The organism is Streptococcus sp. 11273D007BT, assembly GCF_053547195.1.
Window position 1 is genome coordinate 1,856,070 of the sequence record NZ_JBPWPE010000001.1, and the last position, 21,594, is coordinate 1,877,663.

Consider the following 21,594-nt stretch of genomic DNA (forward strand, 5'->3'; position numbering starts at 1 on the left):
ATTTGGTTTCTGTTTACCAGAAGGCTACCTTCAAACCGCATTCTAATATGAAGAAAACCAGTAATTTTTTCTAAATGGTTACCATATCCCCAAAGAACTACAAGAAGCCTATTTACAGGAACTGGATGGCATCCGAAATCACTATCCCTCATCGTGAAGGAATGGTTATAAAAAATCAGAAGCCCAAAACTTCTGATTTTTACTTACAATTAAAACTTCCCTAGATTGGTCAAGAATTTTTTTATCTGACATGACTTCCTTGTTGTCTTTCTCACCTCACGGGATGAGTTAAAAACCTACGTTTTTGGCAAGGATTTTTCGAGACTTTTGGGCATTGTTCGGGAAAATAGCAGAGCTAGGAGCGAGTTCTATTCTGGCAGGTGATTTCTGCTAGTTTTCCGATCCCTTCTCTACATAGGGCGTGATATAGACCTGTCCGTCAAGGTATTCTGCTAGGAAAATATCTTTGAGTTGATAGCCTTCCCGTTCCAATTGTTTTTGTAACCAGTCCTGATTTTTACCAATCAGATCCAACACATCTTCGTTGATATGGGTATTGCTGATAAGAGGAAACTTGGGATTCTGGGAATGTTTGTCCAAAATTGTCAAGCTACCGTTTGGCTCCATAATGGCACTTTTAATATCTCTAGTTGACTGTAAACCAGCCATGCGAATATGGAGCATGAGCTGGTCAGCCGACAGACCGACACGGGCACAATTTTCGACATTGACCTGACCGTCCTTCACCAGAACGACAGGATTTCCCACCACCAAAGACTTAATCAACTTTTGATTGACCAATAATTTCACGACAATGACCACCAAGGACCAGATTAAGAGGACAATGATAAAAGTCAGTAGGGAAATGGTACTATTGTAAATAACCCCTCCAATAATCCCACCGAGGACATAGTTTTGAATTTGATTGAGTGGCGTGTTGGCAGAAAACTCATACTTTCCTAGGATATTGATCTGCAAAATCATCACAAAAATCCCAATAATAAATTTACAGGCTGCTAATACATACAAATCCATATTCTACTTCTCCCCGTTGATATAAACATTATGATCAATAACGTGCGTACGAACCAAGGTGTAGGAATTGGTGTCACTGTTGAGGTTTACTGTGTAATCTTCCTCATTGTACCGCACGATGATGCCGTCCTTGAGAGTGGTTGAATTGACATAAACCTCTTTTTCCGACACGTGATTATCAATGGCGACACTTTTGATAAATTGTGTCAATACCTGAGACTGTGTAAAGTCTTGGTTATTTTGCATATAGTCTTCAATCTGAATACCCAAGATAATGAACATTAAAATCACCATACCAATACTGATGTCTCGCAAGCGAGTGTTGAGACGATTTCGCATATAGCAAAGCACCGTCGCCGTCGCCACAATCAGCAAACCAATCAGTATAATAGACCGTAGAACGAGATTGAAGGATTGGTTCTGAATAATGTAATCTAAATCATAAAAGTTCATGCAACTAATAGTCCCTTCCCGTATATGATTTTTCCATTATAGCATACTTTTTCATCAAAAAAGTAGGCTTGAGACAAGAGAAAACAGGCAGAAAACTTCTGCCCGTTCTTTTTTTCCACCTAAAACTTCCCTAGATTCGTCAAGTCTTTTTTCTCTGGCATGACTTCCTTGTTGTCCCAGTGCTCGACAATCTTACCATCTTTGAGGCGATAGATGTCAAAGTGGGCGTAGTCCTGACCTGCAATCCAGACTTTCGAGTAAGCCACCACATAGTCACCCTGTCCCATCACCTTGAAGACAAAGTCATAGTTGACTTGATTGTCGACAAGATAATCCTTATAGGCTGCACCCCCTTGGGAAATCTCTTGGTTGTGCTGAATCAGGTCCGCTACAACATAGCCGTCAAACTTCTCAATTTCCCCATTTTGAAGGACATCAACCAAGAAACGACGGACGATTTTCTTGTTGTCCTCAGTCTTGTCTAGGTCTGTCAACTCAAAGTCGGCATAAATCGGGTCTGTTTGGCCAATGGTTTTTGGATAAGCATCAATAACATCCCAATGCTCGACGATACGGCCGTTTTCATCTGAACGGAAAATGTCCGCCGTCACCCACTCAGCCTCACCGTCATTGAGTTTCTGGTGGACATGGACGAAGATAAAATTTCCATCTTCAATGGCGCGCACAATGCTGATTTCCCGCTTGGGATTGCGTTTGAAAAAGTCCTCAAAGAAAGCCGCAAAGCCCTCCTTCTCATCCGGCACACCTGTACTATGCTGGGTGTAAGTAGCTCCCATATAGTTTTCATGGACTTCCTTGATTTCCCCGTCGCGAATGCCACGGAGATAGAGATTTTTAGCATTTTCTAGTTGATTAGTCATGGTTTTCTCCTATTTTAACAATTCTTCTTGTTCTAAATATTCCCTCGCCACTTGCTCTGCCGACTCGCCTTCCACATCGACCGCATAGTTCATCTGGGTCATTTCCTCGGTCGATATTTTGCCCGAAAGAACCCCCAAAACTTGCTCCAACTCAGGATAGTTCTCTAAGGTTTCTTTGGTCAATAGCGGAGCGGCCTGATAGGGTGGGAAGAGCTCTTTGTCGTCTTCCAGGATTTTCAGCTTGTAAGAAACAATCTTGCTATCCGTTGAGTAGGCATCAACTAGCTGCACATCTCCATTTTTAATAGCTTCGTAGCGAAGGGCAGGCTCCATGGTTTTGACATTGAGGTTTAGGCCGTACAGATTGGTCAGACCGATATTCCCGTCCTCTCGGTCATTAAACTCCAAAGAGAAGCCTGCGACAGCAGTCTGCTGCACTTTTGCCAAATCCGAAATCTTTTCAAGACCGTTTTTCTGAGCATAGTCTTCCGTCACAGCTAAGGCATAGGTGTTTTGAAAGTCTGTCGGAGCCAGATAAACCAGGCTATCCTGCTTCAAAATCGCTTCTTTTGCGTAGGTATAAACCTCCTCAGGATTGTTGGACAGATCAGACGGCGGACTCGTCAAAAGAGTGGTCGTAATGGTACCAGTGTACTCAGGGTAAATATCAATCGAGCCAGACTTAAGGGCTTCGTAGAGGAAGCTGGTCTTACCAAAGTTTGGCTCCAGCTCCACCTCGATATCCGTCTTGTCTTCAATTAAGAGTTTGTACATATTGATGAGGATTTCAGGCTCGGCACCCAATTTCCCAGCGATGACCAGCTTTTTCGATGACGATTGATTAAACGGCACATAGCTGACTCCGACAGCCAAGAGAGTCACCAAGAGAGCCGCCAGAATGGTCCGTGGCTTCTTATCCTGCAAGAACTTGATGACCGAGCCAAAGAGGATTGCCAAGACGGCCGACGACACCGCCCCAATCAAAATCAGGGCTGAGTCATTACGGTCAATTCCCAAGAGGATAAAAGAGCCCAAACCGCCTGCACCGACCAAGGCAGCAAGCGTTGCCGTTCCAATAATCATAATGGACGCCGTCCGAATACCAGACATGAGAATAGGCATGGCCAGAGCCAACTGAAACTTACGTAGTTTTTCTAGCTTGGTCATCCCAAAGGCTGTCGCAGCCTCTTCTAGCGAGGGATCGATTTCCGAAAGTCCGGTCAAAGTCCCCTGCAAAATGGGGAAAATGGCATAAATAACCAGAGCCACCACCGCAGGCAGCGTGCCAATCCCCATAAATGGAATAAAGAGCCCCAGAAGTGCCAAGGAGGGAATGGTCTGGAAAACGCCTGTCACCTGCAAACTCCACTCGGTCAGCTTTTTCTTGTTGGACAAGACCAAGCCCAGTGGCACCGCAATGGCAATGGCGATAATCAAGGCCAGAAGGGAAATCCGCAGATGCTCAAAGAGGGCTGTCAGCCAGTCCGCCTTGCGTTCCAGAAAGGTTGTTACCAACTGATCCATTAGGCACCTCCCCGATTTTTCATAAATTCAACAACAAAGTCATTGACTGGCTGATTGCGGAGCTCATCAGGCGTGCCCAACTGGACCACTTCTCCTGCCCTCATCAAACAGATACGGTCTGCCAACTTAACCGCTTCGTCCATATCATGCGTGACGAAAACCGTTGTCATCTTGAACTCTTCATGCAAGTCTTTGATTAAGTCCTGCAACTGCCCCTTACTAATAGGGTCTAGGGCTGAGAAAGGCTCGTCCATCAGCAAGACCTTGGGATTGGCAATGATCGCTCGCAGAATCCCAATCCGCTGTTTTTCTCCCCCAGACAAGTCCTTGGGTAGACGCCCCAGATAACTATCTGGATCCAAACCTACCTTAGTCAAAAGCTCTCTGGATTTTTTTAGAATATCTTGCTTGCTCATCCCCTTCATCTCAGGAATAAGAGCGATATTTTCAGCCACTGTCATATTTGGAAATAAAGCAATCTGTTGCAGAACATAGCCAGTTTCCAAACGTAGTTCTCGTAGGTCAAAGTCTTTCAGCCGCTTGCCCTGAATCCGAATATCTCCGTCTGTCTGCTCAATCAGGCGGTTGATCAGTTTCAGCGTGGTTGTTTTTCCGCTACCGCTTGGTCCAATCAAAACAAAGAATTCTCCCTCTTGAATGTCAAAGGTCAAATTTTTCAAGATTGGCCCGCTGACCTGACAGGTCAGGGACACATTTTGGTACTCAATCATTGGTTTCTCCTCCTAAGATTTCCGTCAAGGCCTGTCCATAGCGACCAAAGAGGTCCAGTAACTGCCCCTGTTCTTCCAAGCTGAACTGGGACAGGGCTGTTTTTTCTGCCTCTTCCAAGGGATCCAAAATCCGACTGGCATAGACACGGCCTTCCTCAGTCAGCTTGACCTTCTTATGCCGCTTATCTGCCGGATTTTCCTCAAAAAAGACATAGCCCTTATCAAGAAATTTCTTAATGGTGGCATTAACCACCTGCTTGCTAGAGTAAGTCTTCTTACTGACCAAATTCTGTGTCACACCTCCGGGATAATAATAAAGCCACATAAGGATCGATAGGCACTTGCCGTTTAGCCCCTGCCTCCTTGCATAGTCCTCATATAGACCATCCTGATTGTAAAAAATCTGAGCAAGTATCTTACTCCGCTGTCTCAATTCTGTCATCATCTTCCTCCCTATTGAGCACAATCACCTTGCCAAAAGCCTCCGCCCCCTCTAAATAGCGGTGAGCCTCCTGTATGGTATCCAAACAAAAAATCTTCTCAGGCCCAACTGGCACCTGATAACGAGCTAGGTAGTCAAACATCTCCTGCAACTTGTCCTGATTGACATTGCCCGAATAAAAAGTAGTCAAATAGATATTCTGCCGCAACTGCTCAATGGGGTCAAAGTCCTCCAGATACCACTTACCACCCAGCTGCCCCGTCGAGCAGACAATGCCGCCCTCCTCCAGATGAGCCAAGGAATCCGCTAGAGTAGCAGGACCAACCAGCTCAAGAATCTTGCCGAAGGTCAAGTCTGTCTGCAAACGCCCGTCTTTTTCGAGGATGACTTGGCTGAAACCAGAGGCCAACAGTTTATCGGTCTTTTCTAGCTTGCGGACAGAAGCGTAGATAGGCAGGTCTGGAAACTGGCTCCGCACTAATTTGACAAGAGCCTGTCCAACCCCGCTAGCCCCCGCACGCACCAAGATCCGATCTGACGCTTCCAGCTTGAGATTTTTCATGGAACCGTAGGCAGTGTAGTAGGTTTCAGGGACACTAGCTAGTTCTGCCCAGTCCAAATCAGTCTGGACAGGGTAGAGGATTTGATTAGGCACCAGGGCGTACTCTGCATAACCACCGTCAAAGGCTCGACCCAGCTCACCCATGATGGATACAACTCTTTGTCCAACTGGCAACCTGTCTGGCTCCGTCGTTTCCTCAATGACGCCGACCAATTCAATCCCTAAAATTCTCGGAAAGACAACACTTGGTGACAGACCCTGTCTAGTAAAAATCTCCGAATGATTGATACCAAAGCCCTTGATGTTTACCAAGGACCAACCTGGTTTCACCTGCGGTTTGGCAACTTCTTTTACTTCCAAAACCTCTGGCCCACCAGCTTTTGAAACCACAATAGCCTTCATAGGAACTCCCTTTCATTAGTCAATCTTTTTTACTATTATAACAGAAAAAGAAAGATAGTCAATATTTTTGACTATTTATCTCTGCAGGAGTTCTTGATAGATTTCACGGTCCGAATCCTTGAAAACATTGAAGACAACCTTGATGTGCGGGTGTTTTGGGACAAAATCCCGAACCGTTTTTACCGCAATCTCCGCAGCCAGCTGATTGGGAAAACGAAACTCGCCTGTGCTGATGCAACAAAAGGCAATGCTGGTCAGCCCATTTTCCAAAGCCACTTCCAAACTTTTTTGATAAGAAGAGGCGAGCAAGGCTTGATCTTGTGGACTAACCTCTGTCTGAATAATCGGCCCAACCGTATGAATGACATAGTTGGCTGGTAGATTGTAGGCTGGCGTTATCTTTGCTTGACCTGTTGCTTCCAAGTGCCCTTGAGCCTTCATGAGCTGGTAACAAGCCAGCCGCAGTTGAAGCCCCGCCTGCGAATGGATAGCATTGTCAATACATCGGTGATGTGGCACAAAGCAACCCAAGAGCTGACTGTTGGCCGCGTTGACAATAGCATCTACCTGCAAACTGGTAATGTCACCTTGCCAGAGATAGATCTGCGGCTCCACCTCCTGCAAGTCGGATAGACTCGTCAGGTTTTTCTGAGCCAATTTTTCCTGTAAATGGGTATCTTGCAAGGTCCAAAACTCTGCTGGCATAACCTTGGGCTCCCAGATGTTCATTAAGGCTCGCAAGGCCCATTCTTGCTCTTTCTGAGTCTGAGGTAGCTCCAAGTCAGGCGCCAGATAGTGAATCATTTTTTCTAGTTTTTCCATGCCCTTACCACCTCCTGCATATCTTGATGAAAGGTCAGAATCCCCTCACGCTCTGGGTCTTCTAGATTGACCCGAATCAGACTGGCACTTGGCAGGGTCTGATTCAAGCGTTCAAAGGGGAATTTGATGATAGTTGGCGTGTTGAAGCCCACACCCAGTTCCAAAAAGACAATGTTCTTGTCAGCATTGGCCTGCAAAAAATCCAGATAAGCCTTTTCTTGCCTATGCCAGGTAGCATCTTCGACAAAACGATGGTCAATTCTCAAGCGGCTCATCATGTCTGCCCCACACTTAGGACATTTGGGGATATCTTCACTTCTAACCTCCAAACCCTGACGGTTGGCAAGCAGGATTTCCAAGGCTGTTTGGTTATTATAAACGCCATCATGACAAGGCACCGAGCATTGAAACTCCCCGAAATTTCCCTGAACTTCAAAGAGTTTTTCTTTGTCAAATCCCGCCTTTTCAAACTGACTATCTACATTGGTCGTGATGACGAAGTAATTCTTGTCCGCCACCAGTTCATACAAATCCTGATAGAGTGGTAAGCTACCCGTTTGATAGCAATCGAGGTAGAGGTGCTGGCTCCAGTAGCCCCACTTCTTCTCCTCAGTCGCAAAGGGATAAAATCCAGCGGAATACATATCTGTCAGCCCATAGGCCTTGATAAAAGGGGCAAAATGTTCCTCAAAACGTTGTCCTGAGTAGGTCAAGCCCGCAGCACTGGACAGCCCAGCACCCGCTCCAATCACAATCGCATCCGCTTCTGCAAGCAATTTCTTGGCCTTATCAATTTTTTCTTGTTTCATTGTTTCCTCCAAATAGAAAAGAGGGAGCCACCCTCTTGTAGATAATTAGTTCAAACCCCAAAATTGTTCATTTAGGTCTATCAATACTTCACCCTTGTAGTCTGGAAAACCTGCCATGACAGCTGCTTTGTATTGACTGAATGATTCTGCATGAGCTAAACTTTCCTGTGCTAGATTGAGATAGTTAATCATTTGCCCAAAAACTGCATTTGTCGTTGGCAGACCATGCCCTGGTAACACTAGAGTCCAATTACGGTTGTTCAAATCCGCTACAACAGCTTTCCAATTTTCCAACTCCTGTTGAGCAACAAAGAGATGAACATTATTATAAACAATATCTTGTGCAATGATAACTTCTTGCTCAACCAATTCCAAAGTAGTGATAAAACTGCTTTCAGTATCGGCCACTTTTGTCACACGAATCGTAACCCCATCGAGCGTAACATCACCCTCAGCCAAAACAAGCGTCGGCATAACTGCTTGGCTTGGAACCAAATCTCCCAAAACTGCCTTATTCCGTTCGATCGCTGCTGGTCCAGTTTCTTGAATCTCATTCAACACTTCCTGAATCGCATACACTTTTTCCCCTTCAAAGACAGCTGTGCCGAACCAATGGTCTGGGTGTCCATGAGAAATGATGACCATTTCAATTGGTTTTTTCAGACTATCTACAAATGTTTTCACCTCATGAGCATATGGTAGAAGCATCTGGGTATCTACCACAATTAAGTGTGCCTCTGTTTCAATAATATGTGTATTTACCATTGCTCCATCTTCAGGAGCAGTGTAAGTGTGAACGGTAACTTTATCGAATGTATTGCTTGTAATTGTCATATCAATGACCTCCATGTAAATTTCTTCTTGCATTTTTCATGCCATGATTATATACTATCATTGTCAGTATCTTTTGGAAAGTATACACCTTAAAGTGCGGTAGTTACCTTAAGGTAAGAAATGCATATTTTCAAGAACTAACCGACTTATATTTTTTGAAAAAATTTTGGAGAAAGCTATGACCAGTAAAAAATTACCATTAGACTTGCCAGCTTGCCCTATTGAAACAACCTTGCTACTGATTAGTAGCAAGTGGAACATTCTCATCCTACGCGATCTGATGGGTGGCACCAAACGCTTTAGCGAGTTACAACGTTCCATTGGCTCCATTAGCCAGAAGGTCCTGACCAGCAACCTGCGAGACCTTGAAGCAAAAGGCATTGTGAACCGCAAGGTCTATCCAGAAGTCCCGCCCCGTGTGGAATACTCTCTAACCGAACTGGGGCACTCCTTGAAACCCATCCTTGATTCTATGTGGGACTGGGGAGAATGGTACAAAACACAACAAAACTAGCCTAGAATCTTCCAAGCTAGTTTTGTTACTTACAAGTAGTCACCTTTGACCACAAAAAAGTTCCTAGGATTTCTCCTGTTAATTTGCAACGTTGGCGAGCAAACTTGAATTCGCCTTTAAACTCTTTAGGAATCTCAATGCCATTGGACAATTTAAAACCGACTGCTCTCTTTCCTTCTTCTTAATGTAATGCAGGTTTGATGAGAAAACTTCAGAGATAAACCAAAGAGAGATTAAGCCACAAGCTTAATCCCTCTTTTTAGTTTATCACCTATCCAGCCTGTTAAGCATTTGGATAGATGTAAGATACTGTTCCTTGAGCTGTCGTTGGGTCAAAATAGCCACGATAATTTCCGATACTCATATTCCCATTATAGTTAGATTCTAATACTTGAATACTGTTAGCACTTTGAACATCCGTCACATAGGCAACGTGGCCATAACCACCATCATTCCATACCGCAATCGCACCGACCTGCGGTGTTGTTCCTACTGTAAATCCAGCTGCAGCTGCACTAGCCGCCCAATCAGCTGCATTTCCCCAGTTATTTCCAGCCCATGAAGCCAACTCTTTAACACCCCAAGTACATTGACCAACAGGATAAGTATTATTAGATGAGCTACTTGTTGTGGTAGCCGCTACTGTACTAGTTGTGGTACTTGTTGTATCTGTTGTTGCATAGCTGCTATCTCCAGCGTAGGTTTGTGCTACTTGCTCTGGCATATAAGTGGCCACAGGATCTTGTGAATAACCATAGTCCTGTCCATAAGGAGCGCCCCATTGATCCGCACTAGCTGAAGCGCCAGTAAAAATTGCTGCTCCTGATACAGCTGCTAAAGCTAAAGTTGATTTCATTTTATTTTTAAACATTATTATCATTTCCTCTCACGTTTTGATAGGTCTATCATACTCAAGCAATATGACAAAGCAATAGCGATTATATTAAAAATGTGACAGGAACTTTAGGCTTTAGTTGCCAGATAAGCTACTTTAAGGTTAAAGCGGTTTTATTTAAGGAAACTCTCTCATTACCCCAAATAGAATGATCAAGCTGTCTCATTTACCGCACAACGTAATTCTTGATCAATTTTTTCTGCTGTCTTACGCCCTTCACGAATCCCCCAAATCACAAGACTTGGGCCACGACGGGCATCTCCAGCCACATACACTTTTTTATTAGTCGTTGTATAATCGTCATAAACACTACGAACACCAAAAGCATCAAACAAACTGGTTTCTGCTCCTGTAAAGCCCATAGCTAAGAGAACAAGATCTGCCTTAATCTCTGTTTCTGTTCCTGAAATCGGCTCAAACCCAGGTCCCACTTGAACTGTTTTTGCAGCAATGACTTGATGATCATCATTTCCAACAAAAGCTGTAGTCGAAGTGGCATAAGCTGTCAGAGGCTCATCTTGTACAAATTTAGCTTCTTCTTGCCCATAACCAATGCGATTAATCATAGGATACTGAGGCCATGGATTAGTAGGCAAGCGTTCATCAGGAAGTTGAGGAGTAATTTCTAGCTGTTTGACACTAGCTGCACCTAAACGTACAGCTGTCCCAATACAGTCATTTCCTGTATCTCCACCACCAATCACTAAAACGTGTTTACCAGCAAGCGATTTTTCTAAACTCTTGTCTGGACTGGTTAAAACTTTCTTGGTGACGTCGGTTAAAAAGTCCACGGCAAAGCGAATGCCTGAAAGTTCACGACCTGGAACAGGTAAATCACGTGGCACACTTGCTCCTGTCGCCAAAATCACACGATCATATTGTGCTAACAGGTCATCAGCTGTAATATCCCGACCAATTTCTGTATTGGCAATAAAGGTCACACCCAGATTTTTCATCGTATCAATACGGCGCTGGACAATAGACTTATCCAACTTCATATTTGGAATACCATACATCAACAACCCACCAAAGCGATCGGAACGTTCATAAACCGTTACAGAGTGCCCCAATTTATTTAAACGCCAAGCAGCCGATAAACCAGCCGGACCTGAGCCAACAATCGCAATCTTAAATCCTGTACGCTCCTTGGGACGTCCTGACTCTTCTACCCAACCATTTTCAAAAGCGGTATCAATAATAAAGCGTTCATTATCATGGATGGTCACACCTGAACCATTCAATCCTTCGGTACATCCTTTTTCACAAGGAGCAGGACAAACTCGACCTGTCATCTCTGGTAAAGGATTGGTACGCGATAAGCGTTCAAAGGCACGCTTAAAATCACCACGAAAGACTAAATCATTCCATTCTGGGATAAGATTATCATTCGGACAACCTGAAACAGCTCGACCGCCACCATAAAAAGTCCCTTGGTGGCAAAATGGAATACCACAAGCCATACAACGTGCAGCCTGTTGACGTCGCTCTTCTTCAGATAGAGGGACTTGCAACTCTTCAAAATCCAAGATACGCTCACCAACAGGACGGTAAGGATTATCCTTACGGTCATATTTTAAAAATCCATGGGGATCTGCCATTTTAGTAACCTCCTCTTACGCTAGCCAATAATTCTTCTCGCTCTTTAGCTGTACTCTGAGCTCCCGTAGCCACTTCAAAGGTATGTAATTCTAATTCATAACCTGTTAGTCCACGCTGTTTAAGAGCATAAGCGATATCATTGATGTCATGGAACTCTGATGGATAAACCTTCACAAATTTCTGTTCTTCATTTTCCCAATTTTCTAAAAGGCGTTTTGCTTTAGCGCTACCTGTATAGTGATAGTGTTTTTCAATCATTTCTTTCAACACATGGTCTCCACGTGTTTCCCCTAAAGAATAAAGATCAACCATTTCAGTATTGACTTTATCCTTAAAGTCACCATCTGCATCATAAACATAAGCGATTCCACCGCTCATACCTGCTGCAAAGTTACGACCAGTGCTACCTAAAATAACAGCAACACCACCTGTCATATACTCACAACCATGGGCGCCAACCCCTTCAACAACGACCTTAGCACCTGAGTTACGAACACAGAAACGCTCCCCTGCACGTCCAGCAAAATAAGCTTCACCTGTTACTGCTCCAAACAAGGCAACGTTACCTACAATTGGAGAGTTTTCAACATCATAGGCAGCATCATGCGGTGGCTTCACAATTAAGCGTCCACCTGACATTGACTTAGCAATATAGTCATTAGCTTCTCCAATCAAGGTTAATTCCATTCCTTGTGTGATGAAACTTGCAAAACTTTGTCCAGCAATACCAGTGTACTCATACTTCAATAAGCCAGCCTCTAAACTGGTATTACCATATCGCTCAGCAATCCATCCTGCCATACGGCCGCCAACAGATCGTTGAACATTATTGATATCACCCTTGATGGTCACAGAAGTCTTACTGTCAATAGCGGCTTGTGCAAATCCATCTAACTCACGCCACTGACGTGGGTCCAAAAATGGATCTTCAACCTTACGCTCAATACCATAGCTTGTTCCTAAAATTCTTGAAAAATCAAGAGAATTAGCTTTTTCATCCAACATCACCTTAGCTTTTAAAACTTCAGTATGACCAACCATTTCATCAATAGATCTAAATCCAAGCTCTGCCATATATTCTCGAAGCTCCTCTGCTAAGAAGAACATCATATTAATAACATGCTCAGGTTTCCCTGCAAAATGCTGACGCAACTCAGGATTTTGTGTGGCAACACCTACTGGACAGGTATTAAGAGAACACACGCGCATCATCACACAACCTACAGAAACTAGAGCCAAAGAAGCAAAAGAATATTCCTCAGCTCCTAACAGTGTCGCAATAGCCAAATCGCGACCTGTCATCAGCTTGCCATCTGTTTCCAAAGTCATTCGTTGACGTAGGCGGTTCAAAGACAATGTTTGATGTGCTTCTGCTAAGCCCATCTCCCAAGGTAGCCCAGCATCACGAACAGAGTTACGAGGAGAAGCACCGGTTCCACCATCATAACCTGAAATCACCACTTTATCTGCACCAGCCTTCACACATCCTGTCGCAATAGTTCCAACACCTGTAGAAGACACTAGCTTCACATTGATTTTTGCATAAGGATTAATCACCTTAAGATCATAAATCAACTGAGCTAAATCTTCGATAGAATAAATATCATGATGTGGTGGAGGGGAAATCAAACGAACACCTGGCGTTGCTCCACGAATCTCAGCAACCCACGGAAAGACTTTTTGTCCTGGTAATTGACCGCCCTCACCAGGTTTAGCTCCTTGAGCTAACTTAATTTGGAGCTCTTCAGCTGACATCAAATACTCTGCATTTACTCCAAAACGCCCTGAGGCCACTTGTTTAATTTTGGAGTTGACATTCCGTCCATCAGCTTGAGGTTTAAAACGCTGACGATTTTCTCCACCCTCACCAGAGTTAGACTTAGCTCCAATTCGGTTCATAGCTTCTGCAATGGTTTCATGTGCTTCTTTTGATAAAGAACCAAAACTCATGGCACCTACTTTGAAACGCTTCACAATTAACTCCGCAGGTTCAACTTCAGATAAAGCAACAGCAGGACGTTCCGATGCAAATTCCCATGTGGACCGCAAGGTTGTTGGTCGCTCTAGAGCTTCTTTATCTAACTGCTGACTGTATTGTTTAAAGAGATGGTAATCGCCTTTTCTAACAGCCTGTTGGAAGTTATAAATTGATTCTGGATTAAAAAGATGATATTCCCCATCTGTCTTAAACTGATAAGCTCCACCTGATGGTAAATAGTCCTCACTTCGAGAGCCAAATGCAAAGTCTGTGCGTGCCTTGTATTCTTTTTCAATTTGTTCAAGAGACAAACCTTCAATACGGCTAACTGTTCCCGTAAAGTATTGGTTTACAACATCAGAGGAAAGACCAAGTGCTTCAAATAATTGAGCGCCTTTATAACCTAGGATAGTTGAGATTCCCATTCGGCTCATGACCTTCACAATCCCTTTTTCAGCAGCTTTACGGTAGTTTTCTAAACCATGACTATCCTGACCAAATTCTAATAAACTCGCATAAGCACCATAAGGATGAATGGCAGCAGCACCATAACCAACCAAAGTCGCAAAATGATGAACTTCAAAAGCCTCTGCTGTATCCACTACAATCGAGAACTGACTAGCCTTACCTTTTGCTACCATAGCATTATAAAGACCAGATACAGCTAAAAGGATTGGCAATGCCATTTGATTTTCCCCTTTAACTCCTCGATCTGATAAGATTAAAATAGTTGCCCCAGCATCCAAAGCTGCCTCTGCCAAAGTAAAAAGATCTGATAGGGCCTGTTGAATCCCTGTATCCAAATGATAAACGGTAGATAAAATACGGCTTTTGTGTGTTGAACTGTAAAGACTGGCAATTTTAGCAAAGTCTTGACTAGATAATACAGGACTATCAATTTTTATCTTCAAACAGTTATCTTTACCATCTCGACGAATATCACCATCTGCCCCTAAATAAACTCCTGTTGATACCACGATTTGTTCACGAATGGCATCAATCGGAGGGTTAGTGACTTGAGCAAATTGTTGCTTGAAGAAGGTAAATAAAGACTGAGGTTTGTCAGACAAAACAGCTAGAGGACTATCATACCCCATTGAAACAACAGGCTCCTCCCCTTTTTCTGCCATAGGAAGAATCACACTGCGCAAAGTTTCATCGGTATAGCCAAAAAGCTTCCACATGGTATTAATATCGTATTCCAAGTCTTGTGGTTCAGCGGCTTCGATATCACTCAACAGCGTCATATTTTCCTTCACCCATTCTTGATAAGGATGTTGTGTCGCATAATAGTTTTTAACTTCCTCGTTTTTAAGAAGACGACCTGTTTTTGTATCAATCAACATCATATTACCAGGTCCAAGAACACCTTTTTCAACGACACGACTTGGCTCAAGATCCACAACACCAGATTCACTTGAACAAATCAGGAAATTATCTTTGGTACGTGAATAGCGACTTGGTCTAAGACCATTACGGTCCAAGCGAGCCCCAACCATATCACCATCTGTGAAAACAAGGGCAGCCGGTCCATCCCAAGGTGCAACAAAACTTGAGGCATATTCATAGAAAGCCTTCAATTCGTCATTTAGTCCCGAATCTGGTCCCCACGCTTCTGGGACCATCATCAATAAACTTTGCGGAATATCACGACCATGACGATAAAGGTACTCCAAACAATTCTCTAACTTAGCTGAGTCCGAATTTTCTTCGTTATAGATTTCAATTTGATGACTATGCATCCAATTTTCAGCACCACGTAACGTATTAATCTCACCATTATGCGCTAAAAAGCGAAAAGGCTGTGCACGATCCCACGATGGAAAAGTATTGGTTGAAAAACGTGAATGTGTCAATGCAATATGAGATTGAAAATGCTCATCTGTCAAATCAGGATAAAAAAGCCCAACCTGAAAAGCATGTAACATCCCTTTATAGACAATTGTCTTACTAGATAATGAACAAATAAAGAAATCCTCATTTGTGATCGTTTTTTCTAGTTGACGACGTAAAGCAAATAAAGCATCTTCAAATGGACGCCCTCCTTCAATGTGTTCAGGCTTACCAATGACAAATTGAACAAAACTTGGCATAATAGCTTGCGCAGTCGGTCCACAGTGTTCATACCTAAACGGAACATCACGCTTAAACAGCAAGGAGTAACCTGCTTGAGAAAAAGATTTTTCCAACACCTCTTCTAGCGCTTCTTTTTCTACTCTATCTTGCGGCAAAAACAACTGTGCAACAGCATACTCACCAAGGTTTGGCATATCAACCCCAACTTGTTTAGCTTCTTTTCTAAAAAATTTATCCGGCATTCCCAATAAGATACCAGCACCATCACCAGTATCAGGTTCAGCTCCTGTCCCACCACGGTGATTCATGCGTTCAAGCATGGTCAAGGCATACTCAATTAAGGTATGGCTCTGCTTACCTTCAATTTGACTCACAAATCCCATACCACAGGCATCTGATTCAAAAGAAGGATTCCAAAGAGTTGTTTCTTGCGCTCTTAAGGCAGATTCTTTCATAATGTTTACTCCTTATAAAACCTTGTGTTTAAGACACTTCTATCAATAATCATTATAATTATTTCTACATTATATCATCTTTATTCTTTAAATAAAATCTGAATATTCTATAAATTCCTAAAAAAGAAAGAGAGGGGGAAGGCCAACCTTGTATTGTTGGATTTCCACACTCCCAATAGATGATATCTAGCTATTTTAATACAGATCCAAGTAGTTATCAACTTCCCATTGTGAAACAAAAGTAGCATAGCTTGCCCATTCGATCTTCTTAGCTTCTACAAAGTTTGTCGTAATATGAGTACCTAGCGCCTCTGTTACAACCTCATCTTCTTGAAGTGCCTTAATAGCGTTGTGAAGTGTTGATGGTAAATCAGCAATTCCTGCCTCTTTACGTTCAGCTTCAGTCATTACATAAATGTTTGATTCAACTGGAGCTGGAGCCTCAATTTTATTTTCAATACCATCAAGTCCTGATTCAAGAAGAACAGCTAGAGCAAGATATGGATTAGCAGTTGGGTCCACTGAACGTAACTCTAGACGTGTTCCCATACCACGTGAAGCAGGAACGCGAATCAATGGTGAACGGTTTTTACCTGCCCAAGCGATATAAACTGGAGCTTCGTAACCTGGTACCAAACGCTTATATGAGTTAACTGTTGGGTTCATAATAGCAGTGTAACTATAAGCATGTTTCATCAAGCCACCAAGGAAATAGTAAGCTGTTTCTGATAATTGCATCCCTTTTGGATCTTCTGGATCAAAGAAAGCATTGTTTCCATCTTTGTCAAAAAGAGACATGTTACAGTGCATACCAGATCCATTGATACCAAACTTAGGTTTTGCCATAAAAGTAGCATATAGTCCATGTTTACGTGCAATTGTCTTAACAACCAATTTAAAGATTTGGATATTATCACAAGCCTTCAAAACATCCGCATACTTAAAGTCAATCTCATGTTGACCAATAGCAACCTCATGATGACTCGCTTCTACTTCAAATCCCATCTCAGTCAATACATTAACAATCTCACGACGCGTGTTATCTGCAAGGTCAGTTGGAGCAAGGTCAAAATAGCCACCTTTATCGTTTACTTCTAGAGTTGGGTTACCTTGTTCATCCATTTTGAAAAGGAAAAATTCTGGCTCAGGTCCCAAGTTGAACGATTTAAAACCAACCTCTTCCATATGACGAAGAGCTTTTTTCAAGTTCCCTCGTGGATCACCAGCAAATGGCTCACCTTCTGTTGTATAAATATCACAAATTAATCCCGCTACACGACCATTTTCATCACCCCATGGAAAGATTGTCCAAGTATCAAGATCTGGATAGAGATACATATCTGACTCATTGATACGTACAAATCCTTCAATAGATGATCCATCAAACATTGCTTTATTTGACAGCACCTTATCGATTTGCTCATCAGTCGCTGGAATTTCAACATTCTTCATAATTCCTAGAATATCTGTAAACATTAAACGAAGAAAGGTAACATTTTTCTCTTTAATATCGCGTTTGATATCAGCTGCTGTGATTGCCATAAGTGGTCTCCTTTGAATTTTAGAAAAAATAAAATTTATATCCCGTATATTACTATACGAAAATTAACGAAAAATACTAGTTGGACTAGAAAAGCGTCCTTGATTACGCAACTCATCATGTAAAATACGTCGCACATCCTCATCGGTAAGAGCATGTTGTTTTTTCTGAGATCGTATTTCACGATCCGCATACTCTTTTTTTATCGCTGCTATGTTAAGCCCTTCATCTAAAAAATCTTTGATTTCGAGAAGAAGATCCATATCATTCAAAGAATAAAGCCGACGATTGCCCGAACTCCGATCTGGTGTTAGTAAGCCTTGATCTTCATAATAGCGGATCTGCCTAGCAGACAAATCGGTCAATTTCATAACAGAGCCCATTGGGAAAACTGCCATTGAACGTCTCAATTCTTTTTCTTTCATGACAAACTCCTTTCTCTTAGTAGCTATTATATTCTGAAAATTTTGACATGTCAAGCCCTTATGTTAGTTTTTCTAACATATATTTATTTTTTTCTATTTTTAACCATTTGTTTGTAGCGATCAATATCAGAATTCACCATAATGGCAATAAAGACACCTACAAAAGTTTCAAAAATCCGCGCAAAAACATATAAAATAGTATCATGGGAAGGAATAGATAAAGTGATAATCAACAAGGCAGATACTCCGCCAATAATCCCCGCTTTATTGTTAAAAGCCACATTAAACATAATAGTTAACATGGTTAAAATAGGGACTAAGAACAAGGTCACCCAAAATGCCCCTGAAAAATAGCTATTGATGACAAAAAAAACAAGAGCCAATGCCCCACCAATTGCGTTTCCCAAAATACGAGACGCCCCAAAAGAAACACTCTTATCAAAGTCTTCTCTTAAGCTAAAAACAGCCGTCAACGCTCCAATCTGCAAACCTTCCCAGCCTAATAAACCAAATAACAACAATACCAAGAAAACAGCTAGTCCTGTCTTGGTGGTCCGCATTCCTAATTTAAACTTCTTAGGATCAAATCGATTATTCTTAAACATAATTTTATTGTAACACGAAGTTAGAGTTTTGAGGCATTCAAATTCAAATAACTTTGACAAAAAATAACTCCATTCCCCTCTAGACTACCTAGTCTGACAACCAGCTCTCAAATGATTTCTTAAAAAAGGTAATTGGGTTGAAATCATAGATAAGTGCAACTAACTAGACACACATAATCTCTCCTACTCAAACATTGACACTATCTGTCTAAAACTAAATATGTGCGCTCTGTTGTCCACTTCTAGAGAGGCCTACAATAATTTCTAGACTTAAATCAACCAAGCAGAATCTGATTAAATATACCGCTTCTTCCCTTCTAAATAATCAAAAAAGGATGGGAAAACCATCCTTTTTCTAAAAAATCAAGATTTTACAGAAGCAGTAGATACAAAATTTATTTTTCCAGTTAATGTAGCAAGGTCTAGTATTTTTTCACCTTGCTAGACTTTCTAACTCGCCCAATATCGTAAAAACTCTACATGATGCACAAAATGCAACGGAAATCCGTTGCATTTTAGCTTTTGCACTAGAAAAGAAGTTGGTAACCCAACTCTTTTCGTCGTAATTTTTACTTTTCAGTAAGAGCTGCAAGACCTGGAAGTACTTTACCTTCTAGGAGTTCCATTGAAGCACCACCACCTGTTGAGATCCATGAAAACTTGTCTGCACGGCCAAGGTTGATAGCTGCTGCTGCTGAGTCACCACCACCGATGATTGATTTTACGCCTGGTTGTTTCACGATAGCGTCCATCACACCGATTGTACCAGCTTGGAAGTCTGGGTTTTCAAATACACCCATAGGTCCGTTCCAAACAACTGTTTTCGCACCAGTCAAGGCTTCGTCAAACTTAGCGATTGACTTAGGACCGATATCAAGACCAAGGAAGCCTTCTGAAACTGCTTCGCCTTCTGTATCGCGAACTTCAGTATAGCCAGCAAATGCGTTTGCTTCTTTTGAGTCAACTGGCAAGATCAATTTACCGTTAGCCTTTTCAAGAAGTGCTTTTGCCACATCAAGCTTGTCTTCTTCTACAAGTGAGTTACCGATTTCGATACCTTGAGCTTTGTAGAATGTGTAAGTCATACCACCACCGATAAGAACTTTATCAGCTTTTTCAAGAAGGTTTTCGATAACACCGATCTTATCAGATACTTTTGAACCACCAAGGATTGCTACGAATGGACGCTCTGGAGTTTCAACAGCTTCTTGGATGTAAGCAATTTCGTTTTCCAAAAGGAAACCAGCTACTGCTTTTTCTACGTTTGCTGAGATACCAACGTTTGATGCGTGTGCACGGTGTGCAGTACCAAATGCATCGTTAACGAAGATGCCATCTCCAAGTGAAGCCCAGTACTTACCAAGTTCTGGATCGTTTTTAGATTCTTTCTTACCATCAACATCTTCGAAACGAGTGTTTTCAACAAGGAGAACTTGTCCATCTTCCAAAGCATTGATAGCTGCTTCCAATTCAGCGCCACGAGTAGCACCAGCGATGAAAGCAACATCTTGACTCAATTTAGCTGCCAAGTCAGCTGCTACAGGAGCCAATGATTTACCTTCTTTATCAGCTTCTTCTTTTACACGCCCAAGGTGAGAGAAAAGAATCGCACGTCCACCTTGCTCAAGGATGTACTTGATTGTAGGAAGAGCCGCAGTGATACGGTTGTCGTTAGTGATAACGCCATCTTTCAAAGGAACGTTAAAGTCAACACGGACAAGAACTTTTTTCCCTTTCAAATCAACGTCTTTAACAGTCAATTTAGCCATTTGTTAGACTCCTTAAAAAATTTTTTATACAGGTTAATTATATCACAAAAATTGTAAAAGCGATAGCTTCTAACTGTCTGTTTTCATAACAAAAAAAGAGGCCTAAGCCTCTTTTGATACTAAATAAAATTATTTAGCGATTTTTGCAAAGTACTCAAGAGTACGTACAAGTTGTGAAGTGTATGACATTTCGTTGTCGTACCATGAAACAACTTTAACCAATTGTTTACCGTCAACGTCAAGAACTTTAGTTTGAGTTGCGTCAAACAATGAACCGTATGAGATACCTACGATATCTGAAGATACGATTTGGTCTTCAGTGTAACCATATGAATCGTTAGCAGCAGCTTTCATAGCAGCATTGATTTCATCAACAGTTACGTTTTTCTCAAGAACAGCAACCAATTCAGTTACAGAACCTGTTGGAGTAGGTACGCGTTGTGCAGCACCGTCAAGTTTACCGTTCAATTCTGGGATAACAAGACCGATAGCTTTAGCAGCACCAGTTGAGTTAGGAACGATGTTTGCAGCACCAGCGCGCGCACGACGAAGGTCACCACCACGGTGTGGTCCGTCAAGGATCATTTGGTCACCAGTGTAAGCGTGGATAGTTGTCATCAAACCTTCAACAACACCGAAGTTGTCTTGAAGAGCTTTAGCCATTGGTGCCAAACAGTTTGTAGTACATGAAGCACCTGAGATAACTGTTTCAGTACCATCAAGGATTTCGTGGTTAGTGTTGTAAACGATTGTTTTAACATCGTTTCCACCAGGTGCAGTGATAACAACTTTTTTAGCACCATTTTCATGGATGTGTTGTTCAGCTGCAGCTTTAGAAGCAAAGAATCCAGTTGCTTCAAGAACGATTTCTACACCGTCAGTAGCCCAATCAATGTTTGCTGGTTCGCGCTCTGCAGAAACTTTAACGAATTTACCGTTAACTTCGAATCCACCTTCTTTAACTTCAACGCTACCGTCGAAACGACCTTGAGTTGTGTCGTATTTCAACAAGTGTGCAAGCATGTTAGGATCTGTAAGGTCGTTGATGCGTGCTACTTCAACACCTTCTACGTTTTGGATACGGCGGAAAGCAAGACGACCGATACGTCCGAAACCGTTAATACCAACTTTAACTACCATTAGTGATTTCCTCCTTATGAAAATCAAATAAAAATTATTGTAAAGGGCAAGCCCTTAAGTCTTTGTGAAAAGATTAACTTGGATGGTTACAAATTAATCCTTC

General features: G+C 42.2%; 18 protein-coding genes and 2 pseudogenes. 1 reads left to right on the forward strand and 19 read right to left on the reverse strand.

The genetic code is table 11. From position 1 onward, the window contains the following. Positions 1–390 precede the first annotated feature (390 nt). From ACEE75_RS09325 to ACEE75_RS09370, 10 genes are all read right to left on the reverse strand, one after another. Positions 391–1,035 (reverse strand): DUF421 domain-containing protein, encoded by a 645-nt coding sequence (locus ACEE75_RS09325; protein ID WP_449164915.1) that lies wholly within the window; start codon positions 1,033–1,035, stop codon positions 391–393. 3 nt (positions 1,036–1,038) lie between these two features. Beyond that, entirely contained in the window at positions 1,039–1,488 is a 450-nt protein-coding gene (locus ACEE75_RS09330) for a DUF3290 domain-containing protein (protein ID WP_449164916.1), read from the reverse strand. A gap of 119 nt (positions 1,489–1,607) precedes the next feature. Continuing rightward, a complete protein-coding gene (locus ACEE75_RS09335; RefSeq protein WP_449164917.1) occupies positions 1,608–2,369 on the reverse strand; it encodes a nuclear transport factor 2 family protein in 762 nt (253 codons plus the stop codon). A 9-nt stretch (positions 2,370–2,378) separates the two neighbouring features. Continuing rightward, positions 2,379–3,893 carry an ABC transporter permease/substrate-binding protein gene (locus tag ACEE75_RS09340; RefSeq protein ID WP_449164918.1) on the reverse strand — a complete coding sequence of 505 codons (1,515 nt, stop codon included), beginning with the start codon at positions 3,891–3,893 and terminating at the stop codon, positions 2,379–2,381. Beyond that, entirely contained in the window at positions 3,893–4,624 is a 732-nt protein-coding gene (locus ACEE75_RS09345) for an ATP-binding cassette domain-containing protein (RefSeq protein WP_172021104.1), read from the reverse strand. Before ACEE75_RS09345 ends, ACEE75_RS09340 begins: the two co-directional genes overlap by 1 nt. Next, complete coding sequence (locus ACEE75_RS09350) at positions 4,617–5,066, reverse strand: MarR family winged helix-turn-helix transcriptional regulator (RefSeq protein WP_449164919.1); 450 nt, start codon at positions 5,064–5,066, stop codon at positions 4,617–4,619. Before ACEE75_RS09350 ends, ACEE75_RS09345 begins: the two co-directional genes overlap by 8 nt. Then, positions 5,041–6,030 carry a zinc-binding dehydrogenase gene (locus ACEE75_RS09355; RefSeq protein WP_449164920.1) on the reverse strand — a complete coding sequence of 330 codons (990 nt, stop codon included), beginning with the start codon at positions 6,028–6,030 and terminating at the stop codon, positions 5,041–5,043. The genes ACEE75_RS09350 and ACEE75_RS09355 overlap by 26 nt, the downstream gene beginning before the upstream one ends. A 75-nt stretch (positions 6,031–6,105) precedes the next feature. Next, positions 6,106–6,852 carry a protein-ADP-ribose hydrolase gene (locus tag ACEE75_RS09360; protein ID WP_449164921.1) on the reverse strand — a complete coding sequence of 249 codons (747 nt, stop codon included), beginning with the start codon at positions 6,850–6,852 and terminating at the stop codon, positions 6,106–6,108. Further along, the gene (locus tag ACEE75_RS09365; protein WP_449164922.1) at positions 6,840–7,661 is read right to left on the reverse strand and encodes an SIR2 family NAD-dependent protein deacylase; all 822 of its coding nucleotides are present in this window, start codon (positions 7,659–7,661) and stop codon (positions 6,840–6,842) included. Before ACEE75_RS09365 ends, ACEE75_RS09360 begins: the two co-directional genes overlap by 13 nt. Before the next feature lie 45 nt (positions 7,662–7,706). Continuing rightward, the gene (locus tag ACEE75_RS09370) at positions 7,707–8,528 is read right to left on the reverse strand and encodes an MBL fold metallo-hydrolase (protein ID WP_449164923.1); all 822 of its coding nucleotides are present in this window, start codon (positions 8,526–8,528) and stop codon (positions 7,707–7,709) included. A 145-nt stretch (positions 8,529–8,673) separates the two neighbouring features. Between ACEE75_RS09370 and ACEE75_RS09375 the strand changes: the two genes are divergently transcribed. Continuing rightward, on the forward strand, positions 8,674–9,009 hold the full coding sequence (locus ACEE75_RS09375; protein WP_447575312.1) for a winged helix-turn-helix transcriptional regulator: 336 nt from the start codon (positions 8,674–8,676) through the stop codon (positions 9,007–9,009). A 29-nt stretch (positions 9,010–9,038) separates the two neighbouring features. Here the strand turns inward: ACEE75_RS09375 and ACEE75_RS09380 are convergent. The 9 genes and pseudogenes from ACEE75_RS09380 to gap all read right to left on the reverse strand — a co-directional run. Then, positions 9,039–9,190: pseudogene (locus ACEE75_RS09380) on the reverse strand (phage tail protein); the annotation flags it as partial. Between the two features lie 102 nt (positions 9,191–9,292). Further along, positions 9,293–9,637 (reverse strand): annotated as a pseudogene (locus tag ACEE75_RS09385) (CHAP domain-containing protein); the annotation flags it as partial. A 419-nt stretch (positions 9,638–10,056) separates the two neighbouring features. Beyond that, positions 10,057–11,502, reverse strand: coding sequence for a glutamate synthase subunit beta (locus tag ACEE75_RS09390; protein ID WP_447575311.1), 1,446 nt, complete (start codon positions 11,500–11,502; stop codon positions 10,057–10,059). 1 nt (position 11,503) lies between these two features. Further along, complete coding sequence (gene gltB, locus ACEE75_RS09395) at positions 11,504–16,012, reverse strand: glutamate synthase large subunit (RefSeq protein WP_447575310.1); 4,509 nt, start codon at positions 16,010–16,012, stop codon at positions 11,504–11,506. A gap of 195 nt (positions 16,013–16,207) precedes the next feature. Next, positions 16,208–17,554 (reverse strand): type I glutamate--ammonia ligase, encoded by a 1,347-nt coding sequence (gene glnA / locus ACEE75_RS09400; protein ID WP_447575309.1) that lies wholly within the window; start codon positions 17,552–17,554, stop codon positions 16,208–16,210. 63 nt (positions 17,555–17,617) lie between these two features. Further along, a complete protein-coding gene (locus ACEE75_RS09405) occupies positions 17,618–17,977 on the reverse strand; it encodes a MerR family transcriptional regulator (protein WP_447575308.1) in 360 nt (119 codons plus the stop codon). Positions 17,978–18,060: 83 nt separating this feature from the next. Next, the gene (locus ACEE75_RS09410) at positions 18,061–18,582 is read right to left on the reverse strand and encodes an FUSC family protein (RefSeq protein ID WP_447575307.1); all 522 of its coding nucleotides are present in this window, start codon (positions 18,580–18,582) and stop codon (positions 18,061–18,063) included. Positions 18,583–19,151: 569 nt separating this feature from the next. Further along, entirely contained in the window at positions 19,152–20,351 is a 1,200-nt protein-coding gene (locus tag ACEE75_RS09415; RefSeq protein ID WP_449164924.1) for a phosphoglycerate kinase, read from the reverse strand. A 129-nt stretch (positions 20,352–20,480) separates the two neighbouring features. Continuing rightward, positions 20,481–21,491 (reverse strand): type I glyceraldehyde-3-phosphate dehydrogenase, encoded by a 1,011-nt coding sequence (gap, locus tag ACEE75_RS09420; protein ID WP_354367691.1) that lies wholly within the window; start codon positions 21,489–21,491, stop codon positions 20,481–20,483. Between the last annotated feature and the right edge of the window lie 103 nt (positions 21,492–21,594).

Excerpts from the sequence above, each read along its gene's own strand:
- ACEE75_RS09355 (WP_449164920.1), bottom strand. The coding sequence starts at position 6,030 with ATGAAGGCTATTGTGGTTTCAAAAGCTGGTGGGCCAGAGGTTTTGGAA.
- ACEE75_RS09330 (WP_449164916.1), bottom strand. The coding sequence starts at position 1,488 with ATGAACTTTTATGATTTAGATTACATTATTCAGAACCAATCCTTCAAT.
- ACEE75_RS09370 (WP_449164923.1), bottom strand. The coding sequence starts at position 8,528 with ATGCAAGAAGAAATTTACATGGAGGTCATTGATATGACAATTACAAGC.
- ACEE75_RS09415 (WP_449164924.1), bottom strand. The coding sequence starts at position 20,351 with ATGGCTAAATTGACTGTTAAAGACGTTGATTTGAAAGGGAAAAAAGTT.
- glnA (WP_447575309.1), bottom strand. The coding sequence starts at position 17,554 with ATGGCAATCACAGCAGCTGATATCAAACGCGATATTAAAGAGAAAAAT.
- gltB (WP_447575310.1), bottom strand. The coding sequence starts at position 16,012 with ATGAAAGAATCTGCCTTAAGAGCGCAAGAAACAACTCTTTGGAATCCT.
- ACEE75_RS09375 (WP_447575312.1), top strand. The coding sequence starts at position 8,674 with ATGACCAGTAAAAAATTACCATTAGACTTGCCAGCTTGCCCTATTGAA.
- gap (WP_354367691.1), bottom strand. The coding sequence starts at position 21,491 with ATGGTAGTTAAAGTTGGTATTAACGGTTTCGGACGTATCGGTCGTCTT.
- ACEE75_RS09340 (WP_449164918.1), bottom strand. The coding sequence starts at position 3,893 with ATGGATCAGTTGGTAACAACCTTTCTGGAACGCAAGGCGGACTGGCTG.
- ACEE75_RS09360 (WP_449164921.1), bottom strand. The coding sequence starts at position 6,852 with ATGGAAAAACTAGAAAAAATGATTCACTATCTGGCGCCTGACTTGGAG.
- ACEE75_RS09405 (WP_447575308.1), bottom strand. The coding sequence starts at position 17,977 with ATGAAAGAAAAAGAATTGAGACGTTCAATGGCAGTTTTCCCAATGGGC.
- ACEE75_RS09345 (WP_172021104.1), bottom strand. The coding sequence starts at position 4,624 with ATGATTGAGTACCAAAATGTGTCCCTGACCTGTCAGGTCAGCGGGCCA.
- ACEE75_RS09350 (WP_449164919.1), bottom strand. The coding sequence starts at position 5,066 with ATGACAGAATTGAGACAGCGGAGTAAGATACTTGCTCAGATTTTTTAC.
- ACEE75_RS09390 (WP_447575311.1), bottom strand. The coding sequence starts at position 11,502 with ATGGCAGATCCCCATGGATTTTTAAAATATGACCGTAAGGATAATCCT.
- ACEE75_RS09325 (WP_449164915.1), bottom strand. The coding sequence starts at position 1,035 with ATGGATTTGTATGTATTAGCAGCCTGTAAATTTATTATTGGGATTTTT.
- ACEE75_RS09335 (WP_449164917.1), bottom strand. The coding sequence starts at position 2,369 with ATGACTAATCAACTAGAAAATGCTAAAAATCTCTATCTCCGTGGCATT.
- ACEE75_RS09365 (WP_449164922.1), bottom strand. The coding sequence starts at position 7,661 with ATGAAACAAGAAAAAATTGATAAGGCCAAGAAATTGCTTGCAGAAGCG.
- ACEE75_RS09410 (WP_447575307.1), bottom strand. The coding sequence starts at position 18,582 with ATGTTTAAGAATAATCGATTTGATCCTAAGAAGTTTAAATTAGGAATG.